The organism is Hydrocarboniphaga sp. FW305-C-57, assembly GCF_058783045.1.
This window is the reverse complement of record NZ_JBYSYG010000001.1, coordinates 465845-490356: the sequence shown is the minus strand read 5'-3', so window position 1 is coordinate 490356 and position 24512 is coordinate 465845. Positions and strand designations below refer to the sequence as shown.

Annotated in this window: 23 protein-coding genes and 1 tRNA gene; 6 read left to right on the top strand and 18 right to left on the bottom strand. The window is 65.8% G+C overall.

What is annotated here, in order from left to right; genetic code table 11:
- Positions 1-91: 91 nt before the first annotated feature.
- The gene (locus AC3WUM_RS02395) at positions 92-691 is read left to right on the top strand and encodes a TetR/AcrR family transcriptional regulator (RefSeq protein WP_492408475.1); all 600 of its coding nucleotides are present in this window, start codon (positions 92-94) and stop codon (positions 689-691) included.
- 126 nt (positions 692-817) lie between these two features.
- On the opposite strand, the gene fadB is transcribed toward AC3WUM_RS02395, so the two are convergent.
- The 4 genes from fadB to AC3WUM_RS02375 form a co-directional block, all read right to left on the bottom strand.
- Positions 818-2971 carry a fatty acid oxidation complex subunit alpha FadB gene (gene fadB, locus AC3WUM_RS02390; RefSeq protein ID WP_492408942.1) on the bottom strand — a complete coding sequence of 718 codons (2154 nt, stop codon included), beginning with the start codon at positions 2969-2971 and terminating at the stop codon, positions 818-820.
- Positions 2972-3052: 81 nt separating this feature from the next.
- Positions 3053-4234: a lipid-transfer protein gene (locus AC3WUM_RS02385; protein ID WP_492408474.1), complete on the bottom strand. Its 1182-nt coding sequence runs from the start codon at positions 4232-4234 to the stop codon at positions 3053-3055.
- Between the two features lie 25 nt (positions 4235-4259).
- On the bottom strand, positions 4260-5225 hold the full coding sequence (locus tag AC3WUM_RS02380) for an NAD(P)H-dependent flavin oxidoreductase (protein WP_492408941.1): 966 nt from the start codon (positions 5223-5225) through the stop codon (positions 4260-4262).
- A 50-nt stretch (positions 5226-5275) separates the two neighbouring features.
- Positions 5276-6433: an acyl-CoA dehydrogenase family protein gene (locus AC3WUM_RS02375; RefSeq protein WP_492408940.1), complete on the bottom strand. Its 1158-nt coding sequence runs from the start codon at positions 6431-6433 to the stop codon at positions 5276-5278.
- Positions 6434-6686: 253 nt separating this feature from the next.
- Between AC3WUM_RS02375 and AC3WUM_RS02370 the strand changes: the two genes are divergently transcribed.
- The 4 genes from AC3WUM_RS02370 to AC3WUM_RS02355 are packed head-to-tail and all read left to right on the top strand — an operon-like array spanning position 6687 to position 10525.
- Positions 6687-7457: an enoyl-CoA hydratase/isomerase family protein gene (locus AC3WUM_RS02370; protein WP_492408473.1), complete on the top strand. Its 771-nt coding sequence runs from the start codon at positions 6687-6689 to the stop codon at positions 7455-7457.
- A gap of 1 nt (position 7458) precedes the next feature.
- Positions 7459-8550, top strand: coding sequence for a phosphotransferase family protein (locus AC3WUM_RS02365; protein ID WP_492408472.1), 1092 nt, complete (start codon positions 7459-7461; stop codon positions 8548-8550).
- A gap of 24 nt (positions 8551-8574) precedes the next feature.
- Positions 8575-9738, top strand: a complete 1164-nt coding sequence (locus AC3WUM_RS02360; RefSeq protein ID WP_492408471.1) for an acyl-CoA dehydrogenase family protein — start codon at positions 8575-8577, stop codon at positions 9736-9738.
- 10 nt (positions 9739-9748) lie between these two features.
- The gene (locus AC3WUM_RS02355) at positions 9749-10525 is read left to right on the top strand and encodes an SDR family NAD(P)-dependent oxidoreductase (RefSeq protein WP_492408469.1); all 777 of its coding nucleotides are present in this window, start codon (positions 9749-9751) and stop codon (positions 10523-10525) included.
- Positions 10526-10899: 374 nt separating this feature from the next.
- Here the strand turns inward: AC3WUM_RS02355 and AC3WUM_RS02350 are convergent.
- The 11 genes from AC3WUM_RS02350 to ccoN form a co-directional block, all read right to left on the bottom strand.
- Positions 10900-10976 (bottom strand) — tRNA-Arg (locus tag AC3WUM_RS02350).
- Positions 10977-11018: 42 nt separating this feature from the next.
- On the bottom strand, positions 11019-11684 hold the full coding sequence (locus tag AC3WUM_RS02345) for a sulfite exporter TauE/SafE family protein (protein ID WP_492408468.1): 666 nt from the start codon (positions 11682-11684) through the stop codon (positions 11019-11021).
- A gap of 7 nt (positions 11685-11691) precedes the next feature.
- Positions 11692-11832 (bottom strand): cbb3-type cytochrome oxidase assembly protein, encoded by a 141-nt coding sequence (locus AC3WUM_RS02340; RefSeq protein ID WP_492408467.1) that lies wholly within the window; start codon positions 11830-11832, stop codon positions 11692-11694.
- Positions 11829-14030, bottom strand: a complete 2202-nt coding sequence (locus AC3WUM_RS02335; RefSeq protein WP_492408466.1) for a heavy metal translocating P-type ATPase — start codon at positions 14028-14030, stop codon at positions 11829-11831. Before AC3WUM_RS02335 ends, AC3WUM_RS02340 begins: the two co-directional genes overlap by 4 nt.
- Positions 14031-14032: 2 nt before the next feature.
- A complete protein-coding gene (locus AC3WUM_RS02330; protein ID WP_492408465.1) occupies positions 14033-14197 on the bottom strand; it encodes a hypothetical protein in 165 nt (54 codons plus the stop codon).
- The gene (gene ccoG, locus AC3WUM_RS02325) at positions 14194-15582 is read right to left on the bottom strand and encodes a cytochrome c oxidase accessory protein CcoG (RefSeq protein WP_492408463.1); all 1389 of its coding nucleotides are present in this window, start codon (positions 15580-15582) and stop codon (positions 14194-14196) included. Before ccoG ends, AC3WUM_RS02330 begins: the two co-directional genes overlap by 4 nt.
- A complete protein-coding gene (locus tag AC3WUM_RS02320) occupies positions 15579-15821 on the bottom strand; it encodes a hypothetical protein (protein ID WP_492408461.1) in 243 nt (80 codons plus the stop codon). The genes ccoG and AC3WUM_RS02320 overlap by 4 nt, the downstream gene beginning before the upstream one ends.
- Positions 15818-16729, bottom strand: coding sequence for a cytochrome-c oxidase, cbb3-type subunit III (gene ccoP / locus AC3WUM_RS02315; RefSeq protein WP_492408460.1), 912 nt, complete (start codon positions 16727-16729; stop codon positions 15818-15820). Before ccoP ends, AC3WUM_RS02320 begins: the two co-directional genes overlap by 4 nt.
- Positions 16726-16890 carry a cbb3-type cytochrome oxidase subunit 3 gene (locus tag AC3WUM_RS02310; RefSeq protein WP_492408459.1) on the bottom strand — a complete coding sequence of 55 codons (165 nt, stop codon included), beginning with the start codon at positions 16888-16890 and terminating at the stop codon, positions 16726-16728. Before AC3WUM_RS02310 ends, ccoP begins: the two co-directional genes overlap by 4 nt.
- Positions 16887-17549, bottom strand: a complete 663-nt coding sequence (gene ccoO / locus AC3WUM_RS02305) for a cytochrome-c oxidase, cbb3-type subunit II (RefSeq protein ID WP_492408458.1) — start codon at positions 17547-17549, stop codon at positions 16887-16889. The genes AC3WUM_RS02310 and ccoO overlap by 4 nt, the downstream gene beginning before the upstream one ends.
- Positions 17546-18991 carry a cytochrome-c oxidase, cbb3-type subunit I gene (gene ccoN / locus AC3WUM_RS02300; RefSeq protein ID WP_492408457.1) on the bottom strand — a complete coding sequence of 482 codons (1446 nt, stop codon included), beginning with the start codon at positions 18989-18991 and terminating at the stop codon, positions 17546-17548. Before ccoN ends, ccoO begins: the two co-directional genes overlap by 4 nt.
- Before the next feature lie 128 nt (positions 18992-19119).
- Between ccoN and AC3WUM_RS02295 the strand changes: the two genes are divergently transcribed.
- Positions 19120-20277, top strand: a complete 1158-nt coding sequence (locus tag AC3WUM_RS02295; RefSeq protein WP_492408456.1) for a two-component system sensor histidine kinase NtrB — start codon at positions 19120-19122, stop codon at positions 20275-20277.
- A 33-nt stretch (positions 20278-20310) separates the two neighbouring features.
- Here AC3WUM_RS02295 and AC3WUM_RS02290 read toward each other — a convergent pair whose 3' ends face one another.
- The 3 genes from AC3WUM_RS02290 to AC3WUM_RS02280 all read right to left on the bottom strand — a co-directional run bounded on the left by AC3WUM_RS02290 (position 20311) and on the right by AC3WUM_RS02280 (position 24365).
- Complete coding sequence (locus AC3WUM_RS02290; RefSeq protein WP_492408455.1) at positions 20311-22482, bottom strand: putative bifunctional diguanylate cyclase/phosphodiesterase; 2172 nt, start codon at positions 22480-22482, stop codon at positions 20311-20313.
- A gap of 67 nt (positions 22483-22549) precedes the next feature.
- Positions 22550-23659, bottom strand: coding sequence for a fatty acid desaturase (locus AC3WUM_RS02285; RefSeq protein WP_492408454.1), 1110 nt, complete (start codon positions 23657-23659; stop codon positions 22550-22552).
- A gap of 88 nt (positions 23660-23747) precedes the next feature.
- Complete coding sequence (locus AC3WUM_RS02280) at positions 23748-24365, bottom strand: OmpW/AlkL family protein (protein WP_492408453.1); 618 nt, start codon at positions 24363-24365, stop codon at positions 23748-23750.
- Positions 24366-24512: the final 147 nt, after the last annotated feature.

Sequence of the window (24512 nt, the reverse complement as noted above, 5' to 3'; positions counted from 1 at the left end):
ACGCCGTCATGGACTTGTAGCCTAGCTGCTTGGCTCCAGGGGGACGAGGATGGCAAAGCTGCCTGCTGTGTCTTTTCAACGCGACATGCGCGTGGAAGACAAGATCATCGATGCGACGGTGAAGTGCTTCCAGCGCTTCGGCATCAACAAGACGTCGATGGACGACATTGCCAAAGTGGCGAAAGTGTCTCGCCCGACGATCTACCGCTACTTTCCCTCACGCCATCATCTTGCGATCGAGGTGGTGGTCCGTGAAATTCGCGACCATACGCGGCTCGTGACGCCGATACTGCGTGACATCAAGTTTCCGCCCAAGGCCATGCTCGAGGGCATCGTACTGGCCGTGTCCACCGCGCGCGATCATCCATACACGCGCATCGTGCTCAGCGACGCGGGCGCCGAACTGCTCGCCCGCGTTCCAGGCACCGATCAGGCCTTGCTCGATGCGATGGGCGAGCAGTGGCTACCCTCGCTCACGCGCTGGCGCGAGACGGGCTACCTGAAGCCCTCGGTGCGGCTCGACGATCTGCTGTTGTGGATCACCTTCTACATGCAGTCGAGCATCGGCAAAGGCGACTTCCTGGCGATCTCCGAAGAGCGCATGCGCCGCATGCTGAGTTCTCTGCTGATTCCGTCGGTTTTCGATTTCGGCCGACTGAAGATCGACTTCCCGAACGAAGACTGGGTTTGAGTCGACGCGGCGTGGCCGCCGTGTGTTCAGGCGGCCACGCTTTGCGCCTTGCGCGTGTCGACATCTGCCTCGGTTAGTGCGTGCGCTCAGCTTATCGATACGCACGCACCGACTCGGCCGAGACCATCAAGCTGCGTAGTAGCGCTCCTGACGAGCCGCCATCTCGCGCAGCTTAGCTGGCACGGAGTACATCGGACCGAGCGCGGCGTAACGTTCACCGAGTGAGACGACCGTGGACAGCCCGAGCCAATCCGCATATTTGAGCGCACCGCCGAGGTACTGCGGCAGGCCGAGGCCGAGCAGTAGCGCCATGTCGAGTTCGGCCGCGCTCGCGACGATACCGTCTTCGAGCGCGCGTGCCGCTTCGACGATCATCGGCAACATCATGCGCTCGACGATTTCCTGCTCGCCGAAACGACGCTGTCCCTGCGGCTGCACGGCCTTGAGCAGATCGTAGGTATCGGTTGCCGTGCTCCTGCGCGGCTTGCCGCTCGGGTCCGCCTCGTAGCGGTAATAGCCGAGCCCATTCTTTTGCCCGAGCCGCCCGTTTGCGACGAGCGCCTCGTTGGCATAGCCCCAGCTCCAGCGCATGCGGTCCGGGTAGCCGTCGGTGATGATCTTGTTGACGTGCACGGCCGTGTCGAGGCCGACGACGTCATTGAGATACGCCGGCCCCATCGGCCAGCCGAAAGCTTCCATCACACGGTCGACTTCGGCGAAATCGGCGCCATCCGCGACCAGATGCGAGAACGCCAGCATGTAGGGCGTCAGGATGCGATTGACCAGGAAGCCCGGGCAGTCCTTGACGACGATCGGCGTCTTGCCCATGGCGACGCCGTAGCCGACGATGGTCGAAGCCGCGACGTCGCTGGTCCTGCTGCCCTTGATGACCTCGACGAGCGGCATCATCGGCACGGGATTGAAGAAGTGCATGCCGACGAAGTTCTCGGGCCGCTTCAGCAGTGCGGCCAGATCGTCGATGCGCAGGCTCGAGGTATTCGAGGCGATCACCGCGTCTTCACGCAGGATACCCTCGAGCTCGCCGATCACCGCGTGCTTGACGTTGATGTTCTCGACCACGGCCTCGACGACGGCATCGACCTTGTCGAAGCCGCTGTAATCGAGCTGTGGCCTGATGGCCGCGAGTACCGCATCCGCCTTCTCCTGCCTGAGCCGGCCGTTCTTGACCTGCTTGGCGACCAGCTTCTGCGCTTCACCAATGCCGAGGTCGAGCTGCTTCTGCTGAATGTCCTTCATGAGCACCGGCGTGCCACGCAATGCGCTCGTGTAGGCGATGCCGCCTCCCATGATGCCCGCACCGAGCACCGCCGCCTGCTTGAGCGGACGCGCGTTCTTCGCATGCGCCTTGAACTTCTTCTTGAGCAACTGATCGTTGAGGAAGATCTGCACCAGCGAAGCTGCGGCCTGCGTCTTGCAGATGCGCGCGAAAGCCTGCGCTTCGATGACGAGCGCCGCCTCGCGTGCCTGCGTCGCGGCGGCTTCCATCGCCTCGACCGCGGCCAGCGCAGCCGGCTGATGCTTCGGTGATTGCCTGGTGACCTTCTCTTTGGCTGCCGCGAACAAGGCTTGCGCTTCGGCCACCCCGAGCGGTAGCGGCGCATCCTTGGCGGCGCGACGACCGCGCCAGTCGGCCTCGCCTGCGATCGCCTTGGCGAGCAGTTTCAGCGCCGCATCGCGCAGCGCTTCGGGCGCCGTGATTTCATCGACCACGCCAGCCGTCTTCGCGGCCTCGGCCCTGGACGGTGCGCCGCCTGCGATCCAGTCGATCGCGACCTGGATGTTGGCGACGCGCGGCGTGCGTACGGTGCCGCCGAAGCCCGGAAACAGACCGAGCTTGACCTCGGGCAAACCGACCTGGGCGGTCGTCGACATCACCCGGAAATCCGCGGCCAGTGCGCATTCGAGCCCGCCACCGAGTGCGAACCCGTTGATCGCGACGACGCTCGGCACGCGCAAGGTTTCGAGCGCGGTAAAGATGCGGTTCTGACCGATGTTGTGTTCGGCGATCTGCTCCGCCGTCTGCTGAAACATCGCACCGAACTCGGTGATGTCGGCGCCGACGATGAACACGTCCTTGGCGCTGCTGATGAGCAGCCCGGTCGACTCTGCATCGCCTTCGACGAGGGCGATCGCCTCACGCAGCTCGCCGACCGTGCGGCTGTCGAGCTTGTTGATGACATCACCTTCGCGGTCGAAGCAGAGCTCGGTGATTCCTGCGCCGAGGCGCTGCACTCGAATGGATTTTCCCTGGAACAGGATCGAATCTTGTGGGGCCGACATGCAACAACTCCTCTCGTCGTTCTATGTGTGGTGATCGCAGCGCGCTGCCGCCACTTCGGCTCAGGGCTTGCCGTAGAGCGTGACGACGCAAGCGCCGCCGATGCCGATGTTGTGCTGCAAGGCCAGGCGCGCACCTTCGACCTGCCGCGCACCGCTGCGCCCGCGCAGCTGCTCGACGAGTTCGGTGCATTGCGCAAGCCCGGTTGCACCGAGCGGATGGCCCTTCGACAGCAGGCCGCCCGACGGATTGGTCACCACCTTGCCGCCGTAGGTGTTGTCACCGTCCCAGATGAACTTCTCGGCGGTGCCCTCGGGCGTGAAGCCGAGCGCCTCATAGGTCAGGAGTTCGTTGGCCGTGAAACAATCGTGCAGTTCGCAAACGTCGATGTCGGACGCTCCGATGCCCGCCTGCTCGTAGACTTGCTGCGCGGCCACTTTCGACATGTCGAAGCCGACCGCCTTGATCATCGAGCCTGCTTCGAAGGTCGAGGCAAAATCGGTCGTCATCGCCTGTCCGAGAATCGCCACGTCGGCATTGATGCCGTGCTTCTTCGCGAAGCGCTCGGAGACGAGCACCGCCGCAGCGGCTCCGCACGTCGGCGGGCAGCACTGCACGCGCGTGAGCACGCCGTAGATCGTCGGTGTCGCCATGATCTGCTCCACCGTCAGCGGCTCGCGGAAGATCGCCTTGTCGTTGTGCAGCGCATGCTTGCGTGCCTTCTCCGAAATCTTGGCGAAGGTTTCGCTCCGGGTTCCGTACTTCTGCTGATACTCGACCCCCGCGCCGCCGAACAGATGCGGGGCCGGCGGCGTATTCGGCGAAGGCTGCAGCGCCTGCGACTGGGCGTTCCATTTGTCCATCGGATCGGGGCGATCCTTGAACATCGAGCCGAGCGCACCGGGCAGCATCTGCTCGAAACCGAAGGCGAGCGCGCAATCGATGGCACCCGATGCGATCGCTTGGCGTGCAAGGAACAAGGCAGTCGAGCCCGTCGAACAGTTGTTGTTGACGTTGACCAGCGGAACGCCGGTCATGCCCACTTCATAGGCGACGCGCTGGCCGCAGGTGGAATCGCCGTAGACGTAACCGGCGTAAACCTGCTGGATCTGCTGGTACGACACGCCCGCATCTTCGAGTGCGAGGCGAATCGCGCGCGGGCCCATGACGGTGTACGGCTCTGCCGCACTCGGCTTGACGAACGGAATCATGCCGACGCCGGCGACGATGACTTTGTTGCTCATATGTGTATCCCCAATCGAAATTAGCTCAAGCGAAAAAGGCTTGCGCTGCCGCGAGCCGCTCGTGGCATTCGGCCACCATGCGACGAATCAGTTCATCGCAGCTCGGAATGTCGTCGATCAGGCCGACGATCTGGCCCGCCGTGACGATGCCGCCATCGGGTTCGCCCGCGATCAGCGCGGCCTTGCCACGCGCGCCGGAAACCAGATGGCGAATGTCTTCGAACTGGCAGCCGCGCTTTTCGGTTTCGACGACCTCGACCGAGATCGCGTTCTTGAGCACGCGCGCCGTGTTGTGCAGCGTGCGGAAGATCAGCCGCGTGTCGCGTTCGCCCGCGTTGACGAGGGCCTGCTTGATGTTGTCGTGAATCGGCGCCTCGATGGTCGCGCAGAAGCGCGTTCCCATGTTGACGCCCTCGGCTCCGAGCGCGAGCGCGGCCGCGAGGCCACGACCATCGCCGATTCCGCCCGAGGCGATCACCGGAATCTTGAGCTTGCGCGCCGCCGCCGGAATCAGCACGAGGCCACCGATATCGTCTTCGCCCGGATGTCCCGCACATTCGAATCCATCGATCGAAACCGCGTCGACGCCGTTGCGCTCGGCACTCAGCGCATGCCGCACGGCCACGCACTTGTGCACGATCTTCACGCCGGCATTCTTGGCCTTGATGATGAATTCCTTCGGGTTGTTGCCCGCGGTTTCCATCACCTTGATACCGCTGCCGATGATGACGTCGAGGTAGGCCTCGTAGGGCGGCGGATTGATCGACGGCAGTATCGTCAGGTTCACGCCGAACGGCTTGTCGGTCAGGCCTCTGGTGCGTTCGATTTCCCTCGCGAGCGCTTCGGGCGTCGGCTGGCTCAGCGCGGTGAGCACGCCGAAGGCCCCGGCGTTCGAAACGGCGGCGGCCATCTCGGCGAAGCCCACCCATTGCATGCCGCCCTGGATGATCGGATAACGCGTGCCGAGCAGTTCGGAAACGCGGGTTTTGATCGCCGGCAGTTCGGCGTTTCGGTTTGTGGTTACGGTGCTCACGTCTCTCCTCAGCTCATCTTGCGATCATCGAGCCCGAGTCCTCGGCCGATGATCTCCTTCATGATTTCGTTGCTGCCCGCGAAAATGCGGCTCACACGCGCATCGCGGAACATGCGGCTGATGCGGTACTCCTCCATGTAGCCCGCGCCGCCATGCAGCTGCAGGCACTCGTCGATCACGCGATTCTCGAGCTCGCTGGACAGGAGTTTGATGCCCGAAGCCGCTTCGGCACTTAGCTGCTTCGCATTGGCGAGCATCACCCCCTGGTCGACGTAGCTCTGCACCGCATCGAGCTGGGCACGCATTTCGGCCATCTTGAAGCGCGTGTTCTGCAAGGCACCGATCGGCTTGCCGAATGCGCGGCGCTCCTTGACGAACTCGAGCGTCAGATCGAATGCGACCTGTGCGTGCGCGAGCGCCCCAATGCCGACCATGAGCCTTTCGGTCGCGAGAAAGCGGGCCAGATACTTGAAACCCTGGGTCGCGTCGCCCAGCACGTTTTCCTTCGGAACCTTGACATTGTCGAAGAACAGTTCGGCCGTGTCCTGCGCATCGAGGCCGAGCTTGTGCAGTTTGCGCCCGCGCGTGAAGCCTTCCATGCCGGCCTCGACGACGAACAAGCCCATCGCGTAACGCGACTCGGGATGGGTGCGTGCGGCGACGACGACGATGTCGGCATTGATGCCGTTGGAGATGTAGGTCTTCGAACCGTTGAGCAGCCAATGATCGCCGCGGTCTTCAGCCCTGGCCTTCATGCCGGCGAGGTCCGAGCCTGCGGCCGGCTCGGTCATCGCCACCGCGAGAATCTTCTCGCCCGAAATCGCGCCGGGCAGCCAGCGCTGCTTCTGCTCCTCGCTGCCGAGCTTGCCGATGTACGGCGCGACGACCATCGAATGCAGATTGCTGTAGAAGCCGATATCGCCATGCCGCAGGTTCTCCTCCTGCACGATCTGCTCGTAGCGCAGATCGTCGATGCCGGCGCCGCCGTACTCCTCGGGTGCCCACAGCAGCAGGTAACCCTGCGCGCCCGCGAGCTGGTAGGCCTCGCGATCGACGTAGCCCTGCTCGCGCCAGGCCGGTACGCGCGGCTCGATCTGCTCGCGGAAGAAACGTCGCACGCTGTCGCGAAACTGTTCGTGCTCGGGCTCGAAAATGGTACGCGGCATCATGGGAATTCCCCGCAACTCCGGTTTCTCATCGCTGGAAGTCGAGCCGCGCGACCGCATGCCCCGGTGCCCTGTCCAGGCCCCGCCGCATACTTGTCGCCGACACGTAATGGTAGAGATGATGCGCCGACCGGACCCCATTTTGCAATTTACTTGCCGACGACAAGGTACCTATAATTCAGCCGACCCGAGCTTTCTGCGGGCACTCCAGAACGCTGCGCCCCCGGTGACCAGCGGCACAAAGGAATACGAGATGACCCAGTCCGCCGTGCTCGTCGAGCGCCATGGCAGCGTCGCCGTCGTCACCCTCAATCAGCCCAGGCGGCGGAACGCGCTCAGCAAGGCGCTGTGCGCCGAGCTCTCGCGAACCCTGGCCGAACTGCAGGACGATTCGGAGTTGCGAGCCCTCGTGCTGCATGGAGGCGCCCAGTTCTGTTCGGGTGGCGATCTTTCCGGTCTCGCCGATCCACCTCTTGCGATGCGCCAGGCGATGCTCGAAGGGCATCGCAACGTGCGCATGCTGACGGGAGGCCGGCTGCCGGTGGTGGCCGCGGTGGAAGGCAACGCATTCGGTGCCGGCTTCTCGCTCGCCCTGGCCTGCGATTTCGTCGTCGCCGACGAGGACTCGGCGTTCTGCGCCGCCTTCGGCCGCGTCGGCCTGCAGCCCGACTACGGCTTGCTCTGGAGCCTTCCGCAGCGCGTCGGCATCGGACTCGCGCGCGAAATCGTGCTGTTCTGCGAGCCGATCAAGGGTGCTCAGGCCCAGCAGATCCGTCTCATCGATCGGCTCGCCGAACGCGGGCAGGTGCTGGCTCAGGCCATTGCGCTCGCAGAGCGGCTCGCCAAGCTGCCGCCTGGCACCGTCGCCACCACCAAGTCCATTCTTTCACGCCTGCCGATGTCGCTCGACACCATGCTCGCCTGGGAGGCCGATACACAGTCGCTGCTGGTCAGCACGGCCGATTTCGCCGAAGGCGTGAAAGCGTTCGGCGAAAAGCGGGCGGCCCAATTCACCGGACGTTGAGATGAGCGCATCAACCGATAGCGAAATCCCGCAGCTCCGCAGTACCCAAGACAGCGTTCCGCAGGACTGGGCCGCGCTGCGGCAGTACCTCGCGACGCAGGGCTTGCGCTTCGAATCCGAGCCGGCGCCACGCCAATTCGCCGGAGGCTTCGCCAACCTCAACTACCTGATCGTCATCGATGGGCGCGAAGCCGTGCTGCGTCGTCCGCCGATGGGACCGTTGCCTCCTGGCGCTTACGACATGGGACGCGAATCGAAGATTCTGTCCCGCCTGCACGAGCGGTTCTCACTGGCTCCGCGAGCCCTGCACTTGTGTCGTGACGAGTCCGTGCTCGGCGCTCCGTTCCAGATCACCGAATATCGCCGCGGTGTCTCGTACCGGGCCAGCTTGCCGCCGGCGCTTGCCAGCGATGCCGCCGTCTGCGCCCAGCTGGGCAAGCTGTTGATCGACGTCCTCGCCCAGTTGCATCGCGTCGATCCCGCAGCCGTCGGGCTCGGCGATCTCGGCAAGCCTCAGGGCTTTCTCGAGCGCGCCGTCGAAGGCTGGATCAAGCGCGCGAATCTCGCGGTCGATGGCTGGGCCACCCCGCGGACGCAAGCGCTGATTGCCGAGCTTGCATCCTGGCTGCGCGCGAACCGTCAGCCCGATGGTCCGGCCGTACTGCTGCACAACGACTTCAAGCTCGACAATCTGCTGCTCGACCCGCAAACACTGCAAGCGGTCGCCGTACTCGACTGGGACCAGGGCACGCGCGGCGATGGCCTGTTCGATCTCGCGACATTGCTAAGCTACTGGACTGAGCCCAACGACCCGCCGGCCATGCAGGAGATGCAGCAGATGCCCACGGCCTTGCCGGGCTTTCCGACACGTGAGCAGGCCGCACAGGCTTACGCGGCCGCAACCGGGCGCGATCTGTCGGGCTTTCGCTTTTACCGCGTACTCGCCGTGTTCAAAACCGCCGTGATCTTCCAGCAGCTGCATGCACGCTGGGTATCCGGCGCGACACAGGAAGCGCGCTACGCCACGCTCGGCACGCTGGCCGAGGGCTTGCTCGAATTCGCGCAGGACATCGCGGCGCAGCGCCGCTTCTGACTCCCCATCGACCCCGGTTCCCTCATGGACTTCTCGCTCTCTCCTCGGCTGCTCGATCTGCAGCAGCGCACCCGCCGGTTCATTCTCGACGAAGTAATTCCGCTCGAAGGCGATGCCCGCCAGACCCCGCACGGCATCACCGAATCACTGCGCGAAGAACTCGTGAGCCGCGCACGCGCAGCCGGCCTGCTCACGCCGCATGCCTCGACCGAACTCGGTGGCCTCGGACTGACGCACGTCGAGAAGGCCATCGTTTTCGAGGAGGCCGGCTATTCGCATCTGGGGCCGGCCGCGCTGAACATTCACGCGCCCGACGAAGGCAACATCCATTTGATGGAAGTGGTCGCCACGCATGCGCAGAAGGAGCGCTGGCTCAAGCCTCTCGTCGAAGGCCGCATTCGCTCCTGCTTTGCGATGACCGAACCGGCGCCGGGCGCCGGTGCCGATCCGTCGATGCTCAAGACGACGGCCGTGCGCGACGGAGACGATTACCTCATCAACGGCACCAAGTGGTTCATCACCGGTGCCGAGGGCGCGAGCTTCGCGATCATCATGGCGAAGATGGAAGACGGCTCGGCGACCATGTTCCTGTCCGACATGGACAGGCCCGGCATTCGGCTCGAACGCCTGATGGACTCGCTCGACACCGCATTCGCGGGTGGCCACGGTGTGCTGCACTTCGAGAATCTGCGCATACCGGCGAGCGATGTGCTCGGCGAGATCGGCAGGGGGTTTCGTTATGCGCAGGTTCGTCTCGCGCCCGCGCGACTCACGCATTGCATGCGCTGGCTGGGCCAGGCACGTCGGGCACACGACACCGCCCTCGCGTATGCGCGCAAGCGCGAGGCTTTCGGCAAGACGCTCGGAGAACATCAGGGCGTCGGCTTCCAGCTCGCCGACAACGAGCTCGACATCCAGGCTTCGCGACTGTCGATCTGGCACACGGCCTGGGTGCTCGACCAGGGCCACAAGGGCAACCTCGAATCGAGCATGAGCAAGGTCGCCGTCTCCGAAGCGGTCTGGCGCATCGTCGATCGCAGCGTACAGATCCTCGGTGGCCGCGGCGTCACCGGTGAAACCGTGGTCATGCGCATCTTCCGCGACATCCGCTCCTTCCGCATCTACGACGGCCCGAACGAAGTGCATCGGCACAGCATCGCGCGCAAGCTGCTCGCCGCTCAGCACTGAGGGGCTTGCGATGACCACACCGCTTCCGAGCTTCAGCCTCGAAGGCCGCATCGCGCTAGTGACCGGCGCGTCGAGCGGGCTCGGGCGCCACTTCGCGCAAACGCTCGCACGCGCCGGAGCAACCGTCGTCGCCGGCGCCCGGCGGACAGACAAACTCGCCGAGCTTGTGGCGCAGATCAAAGCCGATGGCGGGCGCGCCATTGCGGTAGCGATCGACGTGGCCCGACGCGATAGCGTGATCGGGGCGCTCGACCACATTGCATCGGAGCTCGGAATCGTCGACGTGCTCGTGAACAATGCGGGCGTCTCGGATACCAAGCGTCCGCTCGATTACAACGACGACGACTGGAACTCGATCGTCGGCACCAATCTGACCGGCTCCTGGATCGTGGCCCAGGAAGTCGCGCGGCGACTCGCGGCCGCTCAAAAGCCCGGCAGCATCATCAACATCACCTCGATCCTCGCCAATCGCACTGCGGGCGGCGTTTCGCCGTACTGCGCTTCGAAGGCCGGCCTCAAGCATCTCACGCAAGCGCTCGCACTCGAATTCGCGCGCTACGACATTCGCGTCAACAGCCTGGCGCCGGGCTACGTCGCCACCGAACTCAACAGCGACTTCCTGGCCAGCGATTCGGGTCTCAAGCTCCGCGATCGCATTCCGGTGCGTCGCTTCGGCCAGTACCGGCATCTCGACGGCCCGTTGCTATTGCTCGCCTCGGATGCGGGCGCCTATATGACCGGCTCGGAAATCGTCGTCGACGGCGGGCATCTCTGCAGCTCGCTATGAAGCGCTCCTGCAAGTGAAGTGACACTTCAAAGAACTCGGGCGCGTCCAAGTAACAGTGTGCGAACCACCTCGCGCTTGAGCAGCTCGTATAGCCTTCGGAGGTAGCAATTTGGCGCTGAGCATCGATTGCGCCGCGAACGCAAACCCCTAGCGACGTTGAGTGATCTCGTCAGATGATGGACCTGAGGAATGTGGTCATCATCCGCTGACGTGAAATCCGATGGGCACAGAATGCGCACAACTTGGGCATTAATGCCCAAATGCAGTTTTACGCCCGAAACAAGGATGCAGTCAGTTGCAATGACGCCGAACACACGCCAAAAGCAAGATGCCCCGCTCAAGGGCGGGGCATCTGAAAGCTAAGTCTTTGATTTTGGTGCGCCTGAGACGATTCGAACGTCCGACCACTGCCTTCGGAGGGCAGTACTCTATCCAGCTGAGCTACAGGCGCGAGTGCCGCATCTTACCGGGTTTTAGCAGCTGATGAATCGCCTCAGCTCCCCGGTGAGCAGAGCCAGGCCAGGCTGGGCGCCGCCATCAGGACGGACGAGGCGAACCACAGCGCGCTCAGCGCAAGCGTCCAGGCGCCGCTTTGGCGAACGGCGAACGAAGTGGCACCAAGTCTGGCGCGGCCCATGAGCCCGCCCGCGAGCAGCAGGAGCGGCGAACTGCCGAGGCCGAAAGCGAGCAGCAGGGCAGCGCCCGACCATGGGCTCGCCGTCAGCGCGGCAAGGCCGATGACGCCGTAGAGCAGGGCGCAGGGCATCAGTCCCATGAGCAGTCCGCGAGCCCAGTCCGGCGTGTTCTGCAGGCGCTCATGCAGCCCGCCCCGGCAGCAGGCCGGCCGCCGCATCTGCCGCCAGCTGTAGATCGCCATCACGAGCAGCAGCAGCGCGGCGAGCAGGCGCAGCGCCATGGCCAGGTGCGTGTCTCCGAATCGCCGCAGCAGCAGCGACGCACCGCCTCCGGCGAGCAGACCGAGCAGCGCGTAGCCGCTCAGGCGACCGAGTTGCAGCATCAACTGCGAACGCAGGCCCGGCTTGCCGAGCAACAGCCACGGGCCGCACATGAGCGCGCAATGCGGGCTGCTCGCAAGGCCGAGCAGGAACACCGACGGCACCGTCAGCACCAGGCCGCCTGCGAGCCAGGGCATCGTCATGTCGGGCTCAGCCGAGATCGTCGGGCAGGCGATGCGCCAGTTCGTCCAGGCGCTCGAACTGACCGCCGCGAACGCCCACGATGAAGAAGCCCACGGCGATCGCCACGAACACCACGCCAAGCGGAATCAGCACGAACAGCGAACTCATCGCGAACTCCCGGCAGCGATGTCGGATGGACTGCGCAGCAGGCGCAGCGCATTGAGCGTGACGGTCAGCGAACTCAGGCCCATGCCCGCCGCTGCAAGGCCAGGCGTGAGCGCTCCTGCGAGTGCGAGCGGCATTGCGACGAGGTTGTAGGCCACGGCCCAGGTCAGATTCTCGGCGACGATGCGACGCGTGCGCCGGCCCACATCGAGCGCGAGCGACAGTCCGCCGAGTTCGCCGTTGGTCAGGATCAGATCGGCACGTGCCTGCGCAAGCGTCGACGCACCGGCCAGCGATGCCGAAACATCGGCGGCGGCGAGCACGGGCGCATCGTTGAGCCCGTCACCGACCATGCAGACCACCCTGCCCTGTGCCTGCAGCTGCTGGATGCGCGCGAGCTTGTCCGCCGGCGTCTGCCCGGCCCGATGATGGTCGACGCCGAGTTCGCGCGCGACCGCGCGCACCGCACCGGGCGCATCGCCACTGAGGATCTCTAGCTCCATGCCGGCGCCGGCGAGTGCGGTGATCGCGCCAGGCGCGTCCGGACGCAGGCAATGCGAAAGCGCGAAGCGGGCACGCTCGCGCTCCGCATCGCGCAGGCTGATCCAGGTCAGGTCGCCTTCGGCGGGCAACGCGACGAGCTCGTACTCGACGCCGTCGACCTCTCCACGCAGACCACGGCCAGGCAGCACTTCGAGCTTGTCCGCACGCATGCTCGTTTCGATCTGCGCGAACGCGCTCGCCACCGGGTGCCGCACGCCGCGCTCGAGCGCGGCGACGATTTGCAGCAGGCGATCCCGCCGCGCGTCGCCGTCGCTCGCATCGATGCCGCTGAGCTCGACACGCTCGCACCGCATGAACCCGGTCGTCAGCGTTCCGGTCTTGTCGAAGCAGATGGTGCCGACCTGCGGCAGGCGCAGCAGCGCATCGGCATTGGCGACGAGCACGCCCTGCATCGCGAGGCGCGAACTCGCGGCCGCCAGCGCAATCGGCGTCGCGAGCGAGAGCGCGCACGGACAAGTGACGACGAGCACCGCGAGCGCGACATCGAAGGCTTTCGCCGCATCGCGCGGCAACCACCAGAGCGCAGCGGCCGCCGCGCACAGCAGCACGAGCGCGACGACGACTCCGGCCATGCGGTCGGCCCACTGCTGCGCCTTCGGCTTCTGTGCCTGCGAGCGCAGCATCAGGCGTTGAATCGCCGACAGCGTAGTGTGTTCGCCGGTGCGGGCCACGATCATGCGCACCGGGCTCAGGCCGCAGTTCGGCGTGCCCGCGTGCAGCGTATCGCCACAGCGCTTGTCGATCGGCAAGGCTTCGCCGGTCAGCAGCGATTCGTCGAACGCGGCGTTCGCGTCGAGCAGGCGGCCGTCGGCCGGCGCCGCGTCGCCCGGTGCGACGAGCACCCGATCGCCGACGACAAGGGCAGCGACCGCGACGGTTTCGAGCCTGCCGTCGGCCGCCTCGCGCATCGCCATCTTCGGCTGCACCGCCACGAGTTCGCGCAGGCGCCGCTGCGCGACCGCGCGTCCGCGCCCTTCGAGCCAGCGCGCGGCGAGCAGCAGGAACGCGAACATGGTCACCGAATCGAAGTAGACGTCGCCGCGCTGCAGCCACACGTTGATGCAGCTCGCCGCATAGGCCAGCCACAGCGCCAGACTCACCGGCAAGTCCATGCTCAGCATGCGCTGGCGCAGCGCGAGCCAGGCTCCGCGATGGAACGGCATGCACGAGTACAGCAGCACCGGCGTCGTCAGCGCCCATTCGGCGTAGCGCATGAGCAGCAACAGCGCGGGCTCGATCGGCGTGGTGATCCAGTAGCGCGTGCCAGCCAGCATCATCACCTGCATGCCGAGCAAGCCCGCGACGCCCAGGCGCAGCAGGCCACGGCGGCCCTCCGCGAGCGCATCGGCCGCGGTGGACGCGTCGTCGCTCGCCGCGATCGCGGGCCTGGCCTTGAAGCCCGCGCGCTCGATCGCGGCGATCAGCTCCTCGGCTTTGGCGAGCCGATCATCGCATCCGACCTCGGCGATGCCGGCGGACAGGTCGACGCGCACCGTATGCACGAGCGGCGCGAGCGCTTGCTCGATCGCGCGTACGCAGCTCGCGCAGTGCATGCCCTCGATCTGCAGCAGCAACTCGCGCTCGTGATGATCCGGCAGCGGAGGTGCGGCTTCGAACGCGAGCGTCGTCGCGGTCACGTTCAGCGCTCGCCCGCCTGGATCGCATGACCGAAGCGATCCAACGCGGCGACCTCGTGCGTCGGCAGGCTCAGCGCGAGCCACAGCGTGACCACGCAACCCACCACGGCGGCGACCGGCAACAGGCAGACGAGCGCGAGCTCCAGTGAAAAGCGGCGAGACGTCATGGCGAAGCTCCGATGAAGCGTGCGTCGTGCTCGCGCGAGAGCGAGGTGTCGTCGACGGCGCGCACGGTGAACTGCAAGGTCTGTACACCACTCGACTTGTCGTGTGGCAGCAGCGCGGCGACCAGCGCCGAGCCGGTCGCGGTGGCTGCGACGCTCATGCGGCGCGGACTGAGTTCGACCTTCGTGCCGTCGGCCGCCACCGCCTCGATCGCGAACTCGTGCGCGTTCGCGTCCTTGTTGGTGAGCTTGATCGTGTAGAGATTGACGATGCGTCCGTCGTCGAGCTCGCGATACAGCTGGCGACGATCCCGCAACACGTCGAGTTCGAGTGGAGAGCGCAGCAACAGCAGCGTCGCGAAGCCTGCGAGCAAGGCGAGCCAGACCGCGCCATAGGCGATCGAGCGCGGACGCAGCAAGCGGAAGCGGCCGCCTTCATCGTGGCGCTCACTCGTGTAGCGGATCAGCCCGAGCGGCTTCTGCTGCCGCTGCATGACCTCGTCGCAGGCATCGACGCAGGCCGCGCAGGCGATGCATTCGTATTGCAGGCCCTTGCGGATATCGATGCCGACCGGGCAAACCTGCACGCAGAGCGTGCAATCGATGCAATCGCCTGCGGGCTTGCCGCTGGACTTCGCGATCAGCTTGCGCGGTTCGCCGCGGCGCTCGTCGTAGGCGACGATCAGCGTATCGCGATCGAACATCGCGGACTGGAAGCGCGCATAGGGGCACATGTACTTGCAGACCTGCTCGCGCATGAAGCCCGCGTTGCCCCAGGTCGTGAACCCGTAGAACAGGGTCCAGAACAGCGGCCAGCCGCTCAGCGAGAAGTGCAGCGCGTCGCCCGCAAGTTCGCGCATCGGCACAAAGTAGCCGACGAAGCTCAGGCCGGTCCAAGCGGCGAAGGCGATCCAGGCGGCGTGGCGCGCACCGCGAATCGCGATCTTGCGCGGCCCCCAGGGCGCGCGATCGAGCTTCTGGCGCTGATGCCGCTCGCCTTCGATCGCCCGCTCGATCCACAGGAAGGCCTGCGTCCACACCGTCTGCGGGCAGGCGTAGCCGCACCAGACACGGCCCGCGAGCGTCGTGAACAGGAACAGCGTGAGCGCGGCCACCGCGAGCAGCGCCGACAGCAGCACGAGGTCCTGCGGGAACAAGGTGGTGCCGAACAGATGGAAGCGACGCGCCGGCAGGTCGAACAGCACCAGCGGCTGGCCCTTCCATTGCAGCCAGGGCAGCAGGTAGTACAGGCCGAGCAGCGCGAACATCGCGATCAGGCGCAGCCGCGCATAGCGACCGTGCGCCATGCGCGGATAGAGCTTGGCCGCCGATTCGTAGAGCGAGCGAGGAGAGTGCTCGGGCGTCAGCTTCGGCAGCGGACCACTCATGATGCACTCCGGTGGACGAGCTTCATCGCCATCGCGATCGGAATCAGCGCGAGCAGCCAGCTCAGCAGGAACCAGCGGCCGAGCAGGTCGAGGCTCAAACGGCCGTCGACGTGCAGGCTCGGGGCCTGCGAGAGCAGCAGCAGGGTCGACAGGATCGCGGACAGGAAGCCCATCCACACCGCCGCCGCGACGAAGCGCTGGCGCGGCGTCCACTCGCTGCGACGGTCGGTGGCGCTCATTGCCCGGCCTGCTCCGGCTGGGACTGCGACAGGCTCAGCACATAGGCGGCGAGCAGCTTGCGCTGCGTCTCGTCGAGCGTTCCGCCGAACGCGGGCATCTGGCTGCTGCGACCGAACAGGATCGTCTGCCGGACGTCGTCTTCGCTCGAGCCGTGCAGCCAGGTCCCATCGCTCAGGTTCGGTGCGCCGATCAGCGCATTGCCCTTACCGTCGGCACCGTGGCAGGCCGCGCAGGTGATGCCGAACTTGCGCCGCCCGGCCGCCTCTTCGACCGAATCGATCCCGCCGCGATGCCAGCCGCGCACGAAGGCGACCAGCGAGCGCACTTCGTTTTCGTCGAGGCTCGAATAGAACGAAGGCATCTGGCCGTTGCGTCCGTTGGTGATCGAGGCGAGCACCTGCTCGGCCGAGCCGCCGTAGAGCCAGTCGTGATCGCGCAGGTTCGGAAAGCCCTTGGCTCCGCGCGCATCGGCACCGTGGCAACCCGCGCAGTTCGATTCGAACAGCTTGGCGCCCTGTTGAACCGCGCCCGCATCGGCCTGCAGCGACTCGACGCTGCGGTCCTTGAACGTGGAGAAGATCGCGGCGCGCCGGGCTTCGACTTCGGCCAGCGCTTCATCGGCCTTCGAAGCCGAAGTCCATCCGAGCCGGCCCGGCAGGTTGCCGAGGCCCGGATACAGCGCCAGATAGCCGAGACTGAAGATCACGCTGAGCACGAACAGGTTGAGCCACCAGCGCGGCAGCGGATTGTTGTACTCGCGCAGATCACCGTCCCAGACGTGACCGGTCTCGGCGCCTTCGGCGGGCTCATCCGCGCGACGCTTCGAGGTCCAGATCAGCAGCCCGATGCAGGCTGCGATGTTGAGCAGTACGAGCGCGACGACGATCAGATGCCAGGTCTGGCTCATGAAACTTCTCCCTTGCCTTCGTCGACGAGCGGGCTGTTGGCGGCCGCTTCGAAAGCCTTGCGCCGTGACGGCGAATACGCGTAGTAGCAGATGCCCAGAAAGCTCATGAACGCGAGTACGGTGACCAGGCCTTGCAGCAGGCCGTCGTGGAGCGGCGTCATGGCGCGGCCTCCGCTTGCTTGTTTTCAGTGGGCTGGATCGCCGCCACCGGCGTGTCGCGCGGCGATGCCTTGAGGCTTTGCAGATATGCGATCAGCGCATCGAGCTTGCTCTTGCCCTTGATCGCCTCGGGCGCGGCGGCGATGTCTTCGTCCCGGTACGGAACCCCGACGCGCTTGAGCGCGGTCATCATCGCCTGCACCTGTTCACCCGTGAACGACTGCTCGGCCAGCCACGGATACCCGGGCATGTTCGATTCGGGCACCACGTCGCGCGGATTGCGCAGATGCAGGCGATGCCACTGGTCGCTGTAGCGGCCACCGACGCGCGACAGATCCGGCCCGGTGCGCTTCGATCCCCACTGGAACGGATGCTCATAGACCGATTCGCCGGCGGTCGAGTACGGGCCGTAGCGCAGCGTCTCCTCGTACAGCGAGCGCACCTGCTGCGAGTGGCAGCCGTAGCAGCCTTCGCGCAGATAGACTTCGCGCCCCGCGGTCTGCAGCGCGGTGAGCGGCGCAACGCCTGCGGCCGGCTTTTCCATCTGCACGTTGACCATCATCGGCACGATCTCGACGAAGCCGCCGACGCTGATGACCGCGGCGATCAGCACCGCCATGAGACCGATGTTGCGTTCGATTTTCTCGTGGGCCTGGCTCATGAGGCGGCTCCCGTCAGTGCGGTGTCAGAAGACGTGGCGGCCGCTCGCTCGGGCTGCACCGTCCTGTAGACGTTCCAGGCCATCACCAGCATGCCGCTCAGGTAGATCAGGCCGCCGAGCAGGCGTCCCGCGTAGTACGGATAAGTGGCGACCAGCGATTCGACGAAGCTGTAGGTCAGCGTTCCGTCGGCGTTGACCGAGCGCCACATGAGGCCCTGCATGACGCCCGCGATCCACATCGAGACGATGTAGAGCACGATGCCGACCGTCGCGAGCCAGAAGTGCAGGTTGATCGCCGGGATCGAATGCATCTCGCGCTTGCCGTAGAGGCGCGGGATCAGCACGTAGAGCGAGCCCATGGTGATCAGCCCGACCCAGCCGAGCGCGCCCGAATGCACGTGGCCGATGGTCCAGTCGGTGTAGTGCGAGAGCGCGTTGACGGTCTTGATCGCCATCATCGGGCCTTCGAAGGTGCTCATGCCGTAGAACGACAGCGAGACGATCAGGAACTTGATGATCGGATCGGTGCGCAGCTTGTCCCAGGCGCCCGAGAGCGTCATCACGCCGTTGATCATGCCGCCCCAGCTCGGCGCGAGCAGGATCAGCGAGAACACCATGCCGAGGCTCTGCACCCAGTCCGGCAGCGCGGTGTATTGCAGGTGATGCGGGCCGGCCCACATGTAGGTGGAGATCAGCGCCCAGAAGTGCACGATCGACAGGCGATAGCTGTAGATCGGCTTGCCGATCTGCTTCGGCACGAAGTAGTACATCATGCCGAGGAAGCCCGCGGTCAGAAAGAAGCCGACCGCATTGTGCCCGTACCACCATTGCACCATCGCATCGACGGTTCCGGCGTAGACCGAGTAGCTCTGCGTGGCCGAGAACGGAATCGAGATGTTGTTGACGATGTGCAGCACCGCCACCGTCAGGATGAAGGCGCCGAAGAACCAGTTGGCGACGTAGATGTGGTCGACCTTGCGCTTGACGATCGTGCCGAAGAACACGATCGCGTAGCTGACCCAGACGATCGCGATCAGCAGGTCGATCGGCCATTCGAGCTCGGCGTACTCCTTGGACTGTGTGATGCCGAGCGGCAAGGTGATCGCGGCCGCGACGATGACCGCCTGCCAGCCCCAGAACGTGAACATCGCGAGCCTCGGCAGGAACAGCTTCGCGTGGCAGGTGCGTTGCACCACGTAGTAGCTCGTCGCGAACAGGGCCGAGCCGCCGAACGCGAAGATCACCGCGTTGGTGTGCAGGGGCCGCAGGCGCGAGTACGTGAGCCACGGAATGTCGAAATTGAGCGCGGGCCACAGCAATTGCGCGGCGAGGAACACGCCAACGCTCATGCCGACGATGCCCCACAGAACGGTGGTCAGCGCGAAGCGCCGCACCACCTCGTCGTCATAGTCGATGACGGTACTTGTTGAAGGAGACGACATGCGGATTTCCGGCTGGTTTCAGGACGGCGGCAGTGTCGTGCCCGCAAGCCGCCGCGGCATTGATCGCGGTCAATCGCATGAGCCGCGGAATCGGCCCTGCACCAAGCCGGCTGTGGCATGCTGCGTACATGAACCCTCCCTCGCTATCCAAAGCCACCGCCCTCGCGCTCGCCGAGTCGCTCGAACGCTATCGGGCGATACTCGACACCGCGGTCGACGGCATCATCACGATCAGCGACGCCGGCATCATCGAAAGCTTCAACCGCGCGGCCGAGCGCATGTTCGGTTATGCGGCACACGAGATCATCGGCAACAACATCAGCTCGCTGATGCCCGAGCCCTACCGCAGCCAGCACGACCGCTACATCGGCCGCTACCTGTCTACGCACGAGGCCAAGATCATCGGCATCGGCCGTGAAGTCGAAGGCAAGCGCAAGGACGGCTCGACGTTTCCGATGGATCTGGCGGTCGGCGAAGTGCGCCTGCCCGGACGGCGCCTGTTCACCGGCATCACGCGCGACATCTCGCAGCGCAAGGCCATCGAAGCCGAAGCCCGGCGCCGGCTCAAGGATCTCGCGCACACCGCGCGCCTGGCCGCACTCGGCGAAATGGCGACGGGCCTCGCTCATGAAGTGAACCAGCCGCTGACCGCCATCATCACGCAGGCATCCGCCTGCCTGCGCCTGATCGCGAGCGGACGTGCGGACGCGGAGCTGCTGCAGGATTCGCTGCAGCAGATCGCGCGCCAGGGCGAGCGCGCGGCCGAGGTGATCAAGCGGCTGCGCAGCTTCGTGCAGAAAGGCGAAATGGCCTTCGTGCACGGCAGCCTCAACGCGGTCGTGCGTGACGTGCTCTGGCTGCTCGCGCACGAGATCCGCAGCGCCCAGGTCGACATCGAGCTCGAGCTCGCCCCTGACCTGCCCGAGGTGCAGATGGATCGCGTGCAGATCGAGCAGGTGGTGTTCAACCTCGTGCGCAACGCGATCGAGGCGATGCAGCAGCGCCCCGGCACACCGAATCGCCTGCGGCTTCGCACCGCGGTTTCACGCTGGCGCGAACGTGACGCGGTGCGCTTCAGCGTGCGCGACAACGGCCCGGGCTTCGGCGAGCTGCAGGCCGATCAGCTGTTCGAGCCTTACTTCACCACCAAGCCCGACGGCATCGGCCAGGGGCTGGCGATCTGTCGCTCGATCGTCGAATCGCACGACGGCCACATCGAAGCCGAGGCCAGCGCCGGAGGCGGCGCCCAGTTCGGCTTCGTCCTGCCACTGCGTCAGCCGCGCTGAGCGCTCCCGCAGGCGCGCAGAGCAAGACCTGAATCAGGTCTCTTCGATGCGCGCGATCGTCTGCACGAGTTCCGATGCCGGCACCGCCTTCGAAAACCAGAACCCCTGGCCGCAACCGCAGCCCTGCATCGCGGTCGCCTGCAATTGCGCCTGGGTTTCGATGCCCTCGGCGATCGTGCGGATGCCGAGCCGGTGACCGATCGCGACGATCGCGGCCGTCACCGCCGCCTGGCTTGGATCGCAGTCGATGTCGCGCACGAAGCTGCGATCGATCTTGAGGCAGTCGATCGGCAATCGCGTGACCTGCGAAAGCGACGAGAAGCCGGTTCCGAAATCGTCGATCGCGATGCCGACGCCGGTGGCGCGCAGCTCCTCGATCAGATGGACGATGTCGTCCTGCAGCAGCGAGGTCTCGGTGATCTCGAGTTCGAGCTGCTCGGCGGCCAGCCCCGACAGGGCGAGCGATTCGGCGACCAGCGCCGGCAGCTTGCTGAGCGTGAGCTGGCGCGGTGACAGGTTCACCGACAGCCGGAAACCGGGCAGCAGCCGATGGCGTATCGCCCCAATCTCGGCGCAAGCCGTGCGCATCACCCATTCGCCGATCGCAGCGATCAAACCGGTCTGCTCGGCAACCGGAATGAAGTGCGCGGGCGACAGATAGCTGCACTCGTCCTGCGGCCAGCGCAGCAAGGCTTCGGCGCCGACCACGCGACGCGTCTGCAGGCAGACCTGCGGCTGGTAATGGATCCGGAAGCTCTTGGCCTCCAGCGCCAGCCGCAGCGCACGCTCGAGCGCCCAGCGTTCCGAAGCGGCGGTCGCCATCTGTGGCTTGAACTCCACCGCGCGCCGCCGCCCGGTTTCCTTGGCCACGTACATCGCGGTGTCCGCATTCATGAGCAGCAGGTCGGCGTCTTCACCGTCATCCGGAAACAGGCAGACGCCGATGCTCGGCGATACCGGCAAGGCATGGCCGTCGATCTCCATCGGCACCGACAGATGCTCGACGAGCTTGTCGGCGATCTCGACCGCATCCCGGCGCGCCGACAGGTCCGGCAGCACGATGACGAATTCGTCGCCGCCCATGCGCGCCACGGTGTCGTAGGCGCGCACCGACTGGCTGAGCCTGCGCGCGGCCACCACGAGCAGGCGGTCGCCGATGTGATGGCCGAGCGAGTCGTTGACGTGCTTGAAGTGATCGAGATCGATCAGCAGCACGCCGACGCGCATGCCGGCGCGGCGTGCGCGCGCGATCGCCATCGACAGCCGGTCGCGCATGAGCATGCGGTTCGGCAGGCCGGTCAGCGCATCGTGCTCGGCCATGTGGCGCATCTCGGCCTGGACACGCTTGCGCTCGCTGATGTCGGTGGCGATGCCGATGAAGCCCGCGAGCCGGCCGCCGCGACGTCTCAGGCCGCTGATCGCCAGGTCGATCGGCAGTTGCTGGCCGTTGGACTTGCGTAGCGTCCATTCGCGCTGATCGATGTCGCCTTCGTCGACGCGCTTGCGCACCTCGCGGCAGCAGTCGGCCGAATGCGAAGCGGCCTTGCCGTCGAAGGCGATCGTGCGCGTTCCGCGAAGCCGCGAGTTCCTGCGCAGCGCATACGGCTTGCGACCGACCAGATCGCCACGCGCCTGGCCGAGCATCGAAGCGGCGGCCGGGCTCACTTCGAGAATCACGCCGTCGAGATCGGTGGCGACGATCGCGAACGGGGCGCCGTCGATGATCGACTGCGCAAGCGCGGTGGCCTCGTCGGCCGTGCGCAGGGCCTCGCGGCGCTCGGTGGCGTCGTAGACCGAGGCGAGCACGAAGATCAGCGGCGGCGCGCGCAGCACGTCGAGACCGACTTCGATCGGAATCTCCACGCCGTCCTTGCGCAGGCCGAACAGTTCGCGGCCGGCGCCCATTTCGCGCGTACCCGGGTGCCGCATGAACACCGAGCGAGCGCGCGCATGTCCATCGCGGAAGCGCTCGGGCAACAGCCGGTCGAGATCGAAGCCGTCGAGTTCGCCGCCGTCGTAGCCGAACAGGCGCAGGGCCCGCGAGTTGGCGATCTGGATGCTGCCCGCCGCGTCGACGAGCACCACCGCGTTGGGCATCGCTTCGACGATCACGCGCAGCAGCGAACGGGTTTGGGCGAGATCGAGGCCGGAGTTCGCTTCATCCGGCGAGGGTGGAGGAGCGGGCGGCTGCGGATGATCTGGCATCGTCGAAACCGCGTGGAAAAATATCGGCGATTGAAACCCGCCCCTCCCTGGCCCGCATTGATCTGCGTCAATGCGCGATGGGCCGCATTTGTTGTAAAGGGCCCGGCCCGGTGGGCCGGCCGTCGTAATCGGTCCAGCGGCCGAGCGCGTAGTCGTAGAGCCGGCAGCGGCGGGCGGTGTCGAAATACCAGCGCCACGAGAAGGTCTGCACCACGATGTGGCCAGGCAGCTTCTCCTCGAGCACGCGCTGGGCCTTGCGCAGCCGGTACAGCGGAATCGTCATGTCGACGTGGTGCGCCGTGTGCTCGTTGATGTGGTGGATCAGCGCGCTCCAGTCCGGCCAGCCGTCGAAGCGCAGGTGCACCGTCGTCGAAACGAACGGCTGGGCGCGGCCCCAGCTGGCCTTGTCCTCGTGCCAGGTGATGTCCGGATGCGTGTGATGCACGTAGACGATGAAGCCGATCATGCTGTTCCAGACCAGCTGCGGAACCAGAAAGCCGGTGACGAGCAGCCAGGCGACCGACTGCTGCGTCGCCCGCGCCGCGATGACCAGACCAACGATCCAGGCCAGCATCGCCGCGGTGACGAGCAGCGAATCGAGCACGAAGATGCGGCGCCGGGTCGGCATCTGTTTGCGGCTCGGGAAATACAGGCGCAGCCACCACATCTCGATGAAGTAGTAGAGCCCGGGCGCCCAGCCGCTGCGATAGATGCGTTCGAGCGCACGGCGCCAGCGCGGCAGCGCCCGATATTCGGCGAGCGTCTTCGGCTGCCAGACGAAGTCGAAGTCCTTGAGATTGGTGTAGCCGTGATGGACGACGTTATGACCGACGTCCCAGAGGCTGTACGTCGTCAGCGACGGCAGCATGAGCACGCGGCCGAGCCAGCGGTTGAGCCTGCGATGCACGGTGAAGCTCTGATGGCAGGCATCGTGGCCGAGCACGAACAGCCGGCCGATGACGAAACCGGTCACCGCCCCCAGCACGAGCTTCAGCCAGGCCGGCGGCGCGATGATCGTCGCCCACAGCAGCAGCGAGAACAGCAGCAGATCGAAGGCGCTGAGCCAGAGCGCCCGCGGCGTGCTGCGGGCGCTGTGCGGAATCAGCCAGCCGCGAATCTGCTTGCGGTGCGGAATGTCGCTTGCTTGAGCGGAAATGTCGGTGCGGCTCGCGGTCATGCTGGGGCTTCGAGAGTTGAGGCCTGCGCATCAGAGCACCCGATGCGCCAGGCCGACATGACCGCGGTCAATGCCCGATGCCGAAAGCTCAGAACCGATACGCGAGCGCGAGCCCGTAGCCGACCGGATCGATCGTCACGGTTCCGATCGAGGCGCCGTCGACGCGCGCCTTGCTGTCGATGTCGAGATAGCGCACGTCGGCGACGACCGACCACTTCGGGTCGATGGCCACTTCGAGCCCGACGACGGCCGCCAGGCCGAACGAGTCATCGAGCGAGAGACGGGTTCCGTCGAGCGCACCGCGCGTCTTCTCATCGAAGAACAGCGTGTAGTTGAGCCCGGCGCCGACGAAGGGCTTGACGGTTTCGCTGAGCTGCGGATACCAGACCAGCGAGAGCGTCGGCGGCAGGTGTCGCGTGCTGGCCACGTCACCGCCACCGCTCTTGAGCGCGATGTCGTGCTTGAACGGCACGGCCAGCAGCAGGTCGACGGCCAGGCTCGGGCAGATGAAGTACTGCAGGCCGCCGGTCAGGCCGAACGCCGACTTCACGTCGACCACGTCGCCGTTGTCGCTGTCCGGCACCACGTAATGCGAGCCGACGCGGGCCGTGATTTCGCCGCTCTCGTGCGCGAAGGCGGCATTGGAGACCAGGCCGGTGCTCAGGCACAGCGCCAGTGTCGTAACGGTGTTTGCTCGTGCAGCCACTTGAGTTCTCCTTGAATGCGAAATGTGGCCATAGCATGAAGGTCGCGTTGCATTCGGTCCTTGACCTGCGTCGGTAGTCGTCGCAGCCGGGTTTGCGCCGGATCAATGCGCGATGCGTTCGCATGCGTTAGCCATCGATGCGGACGC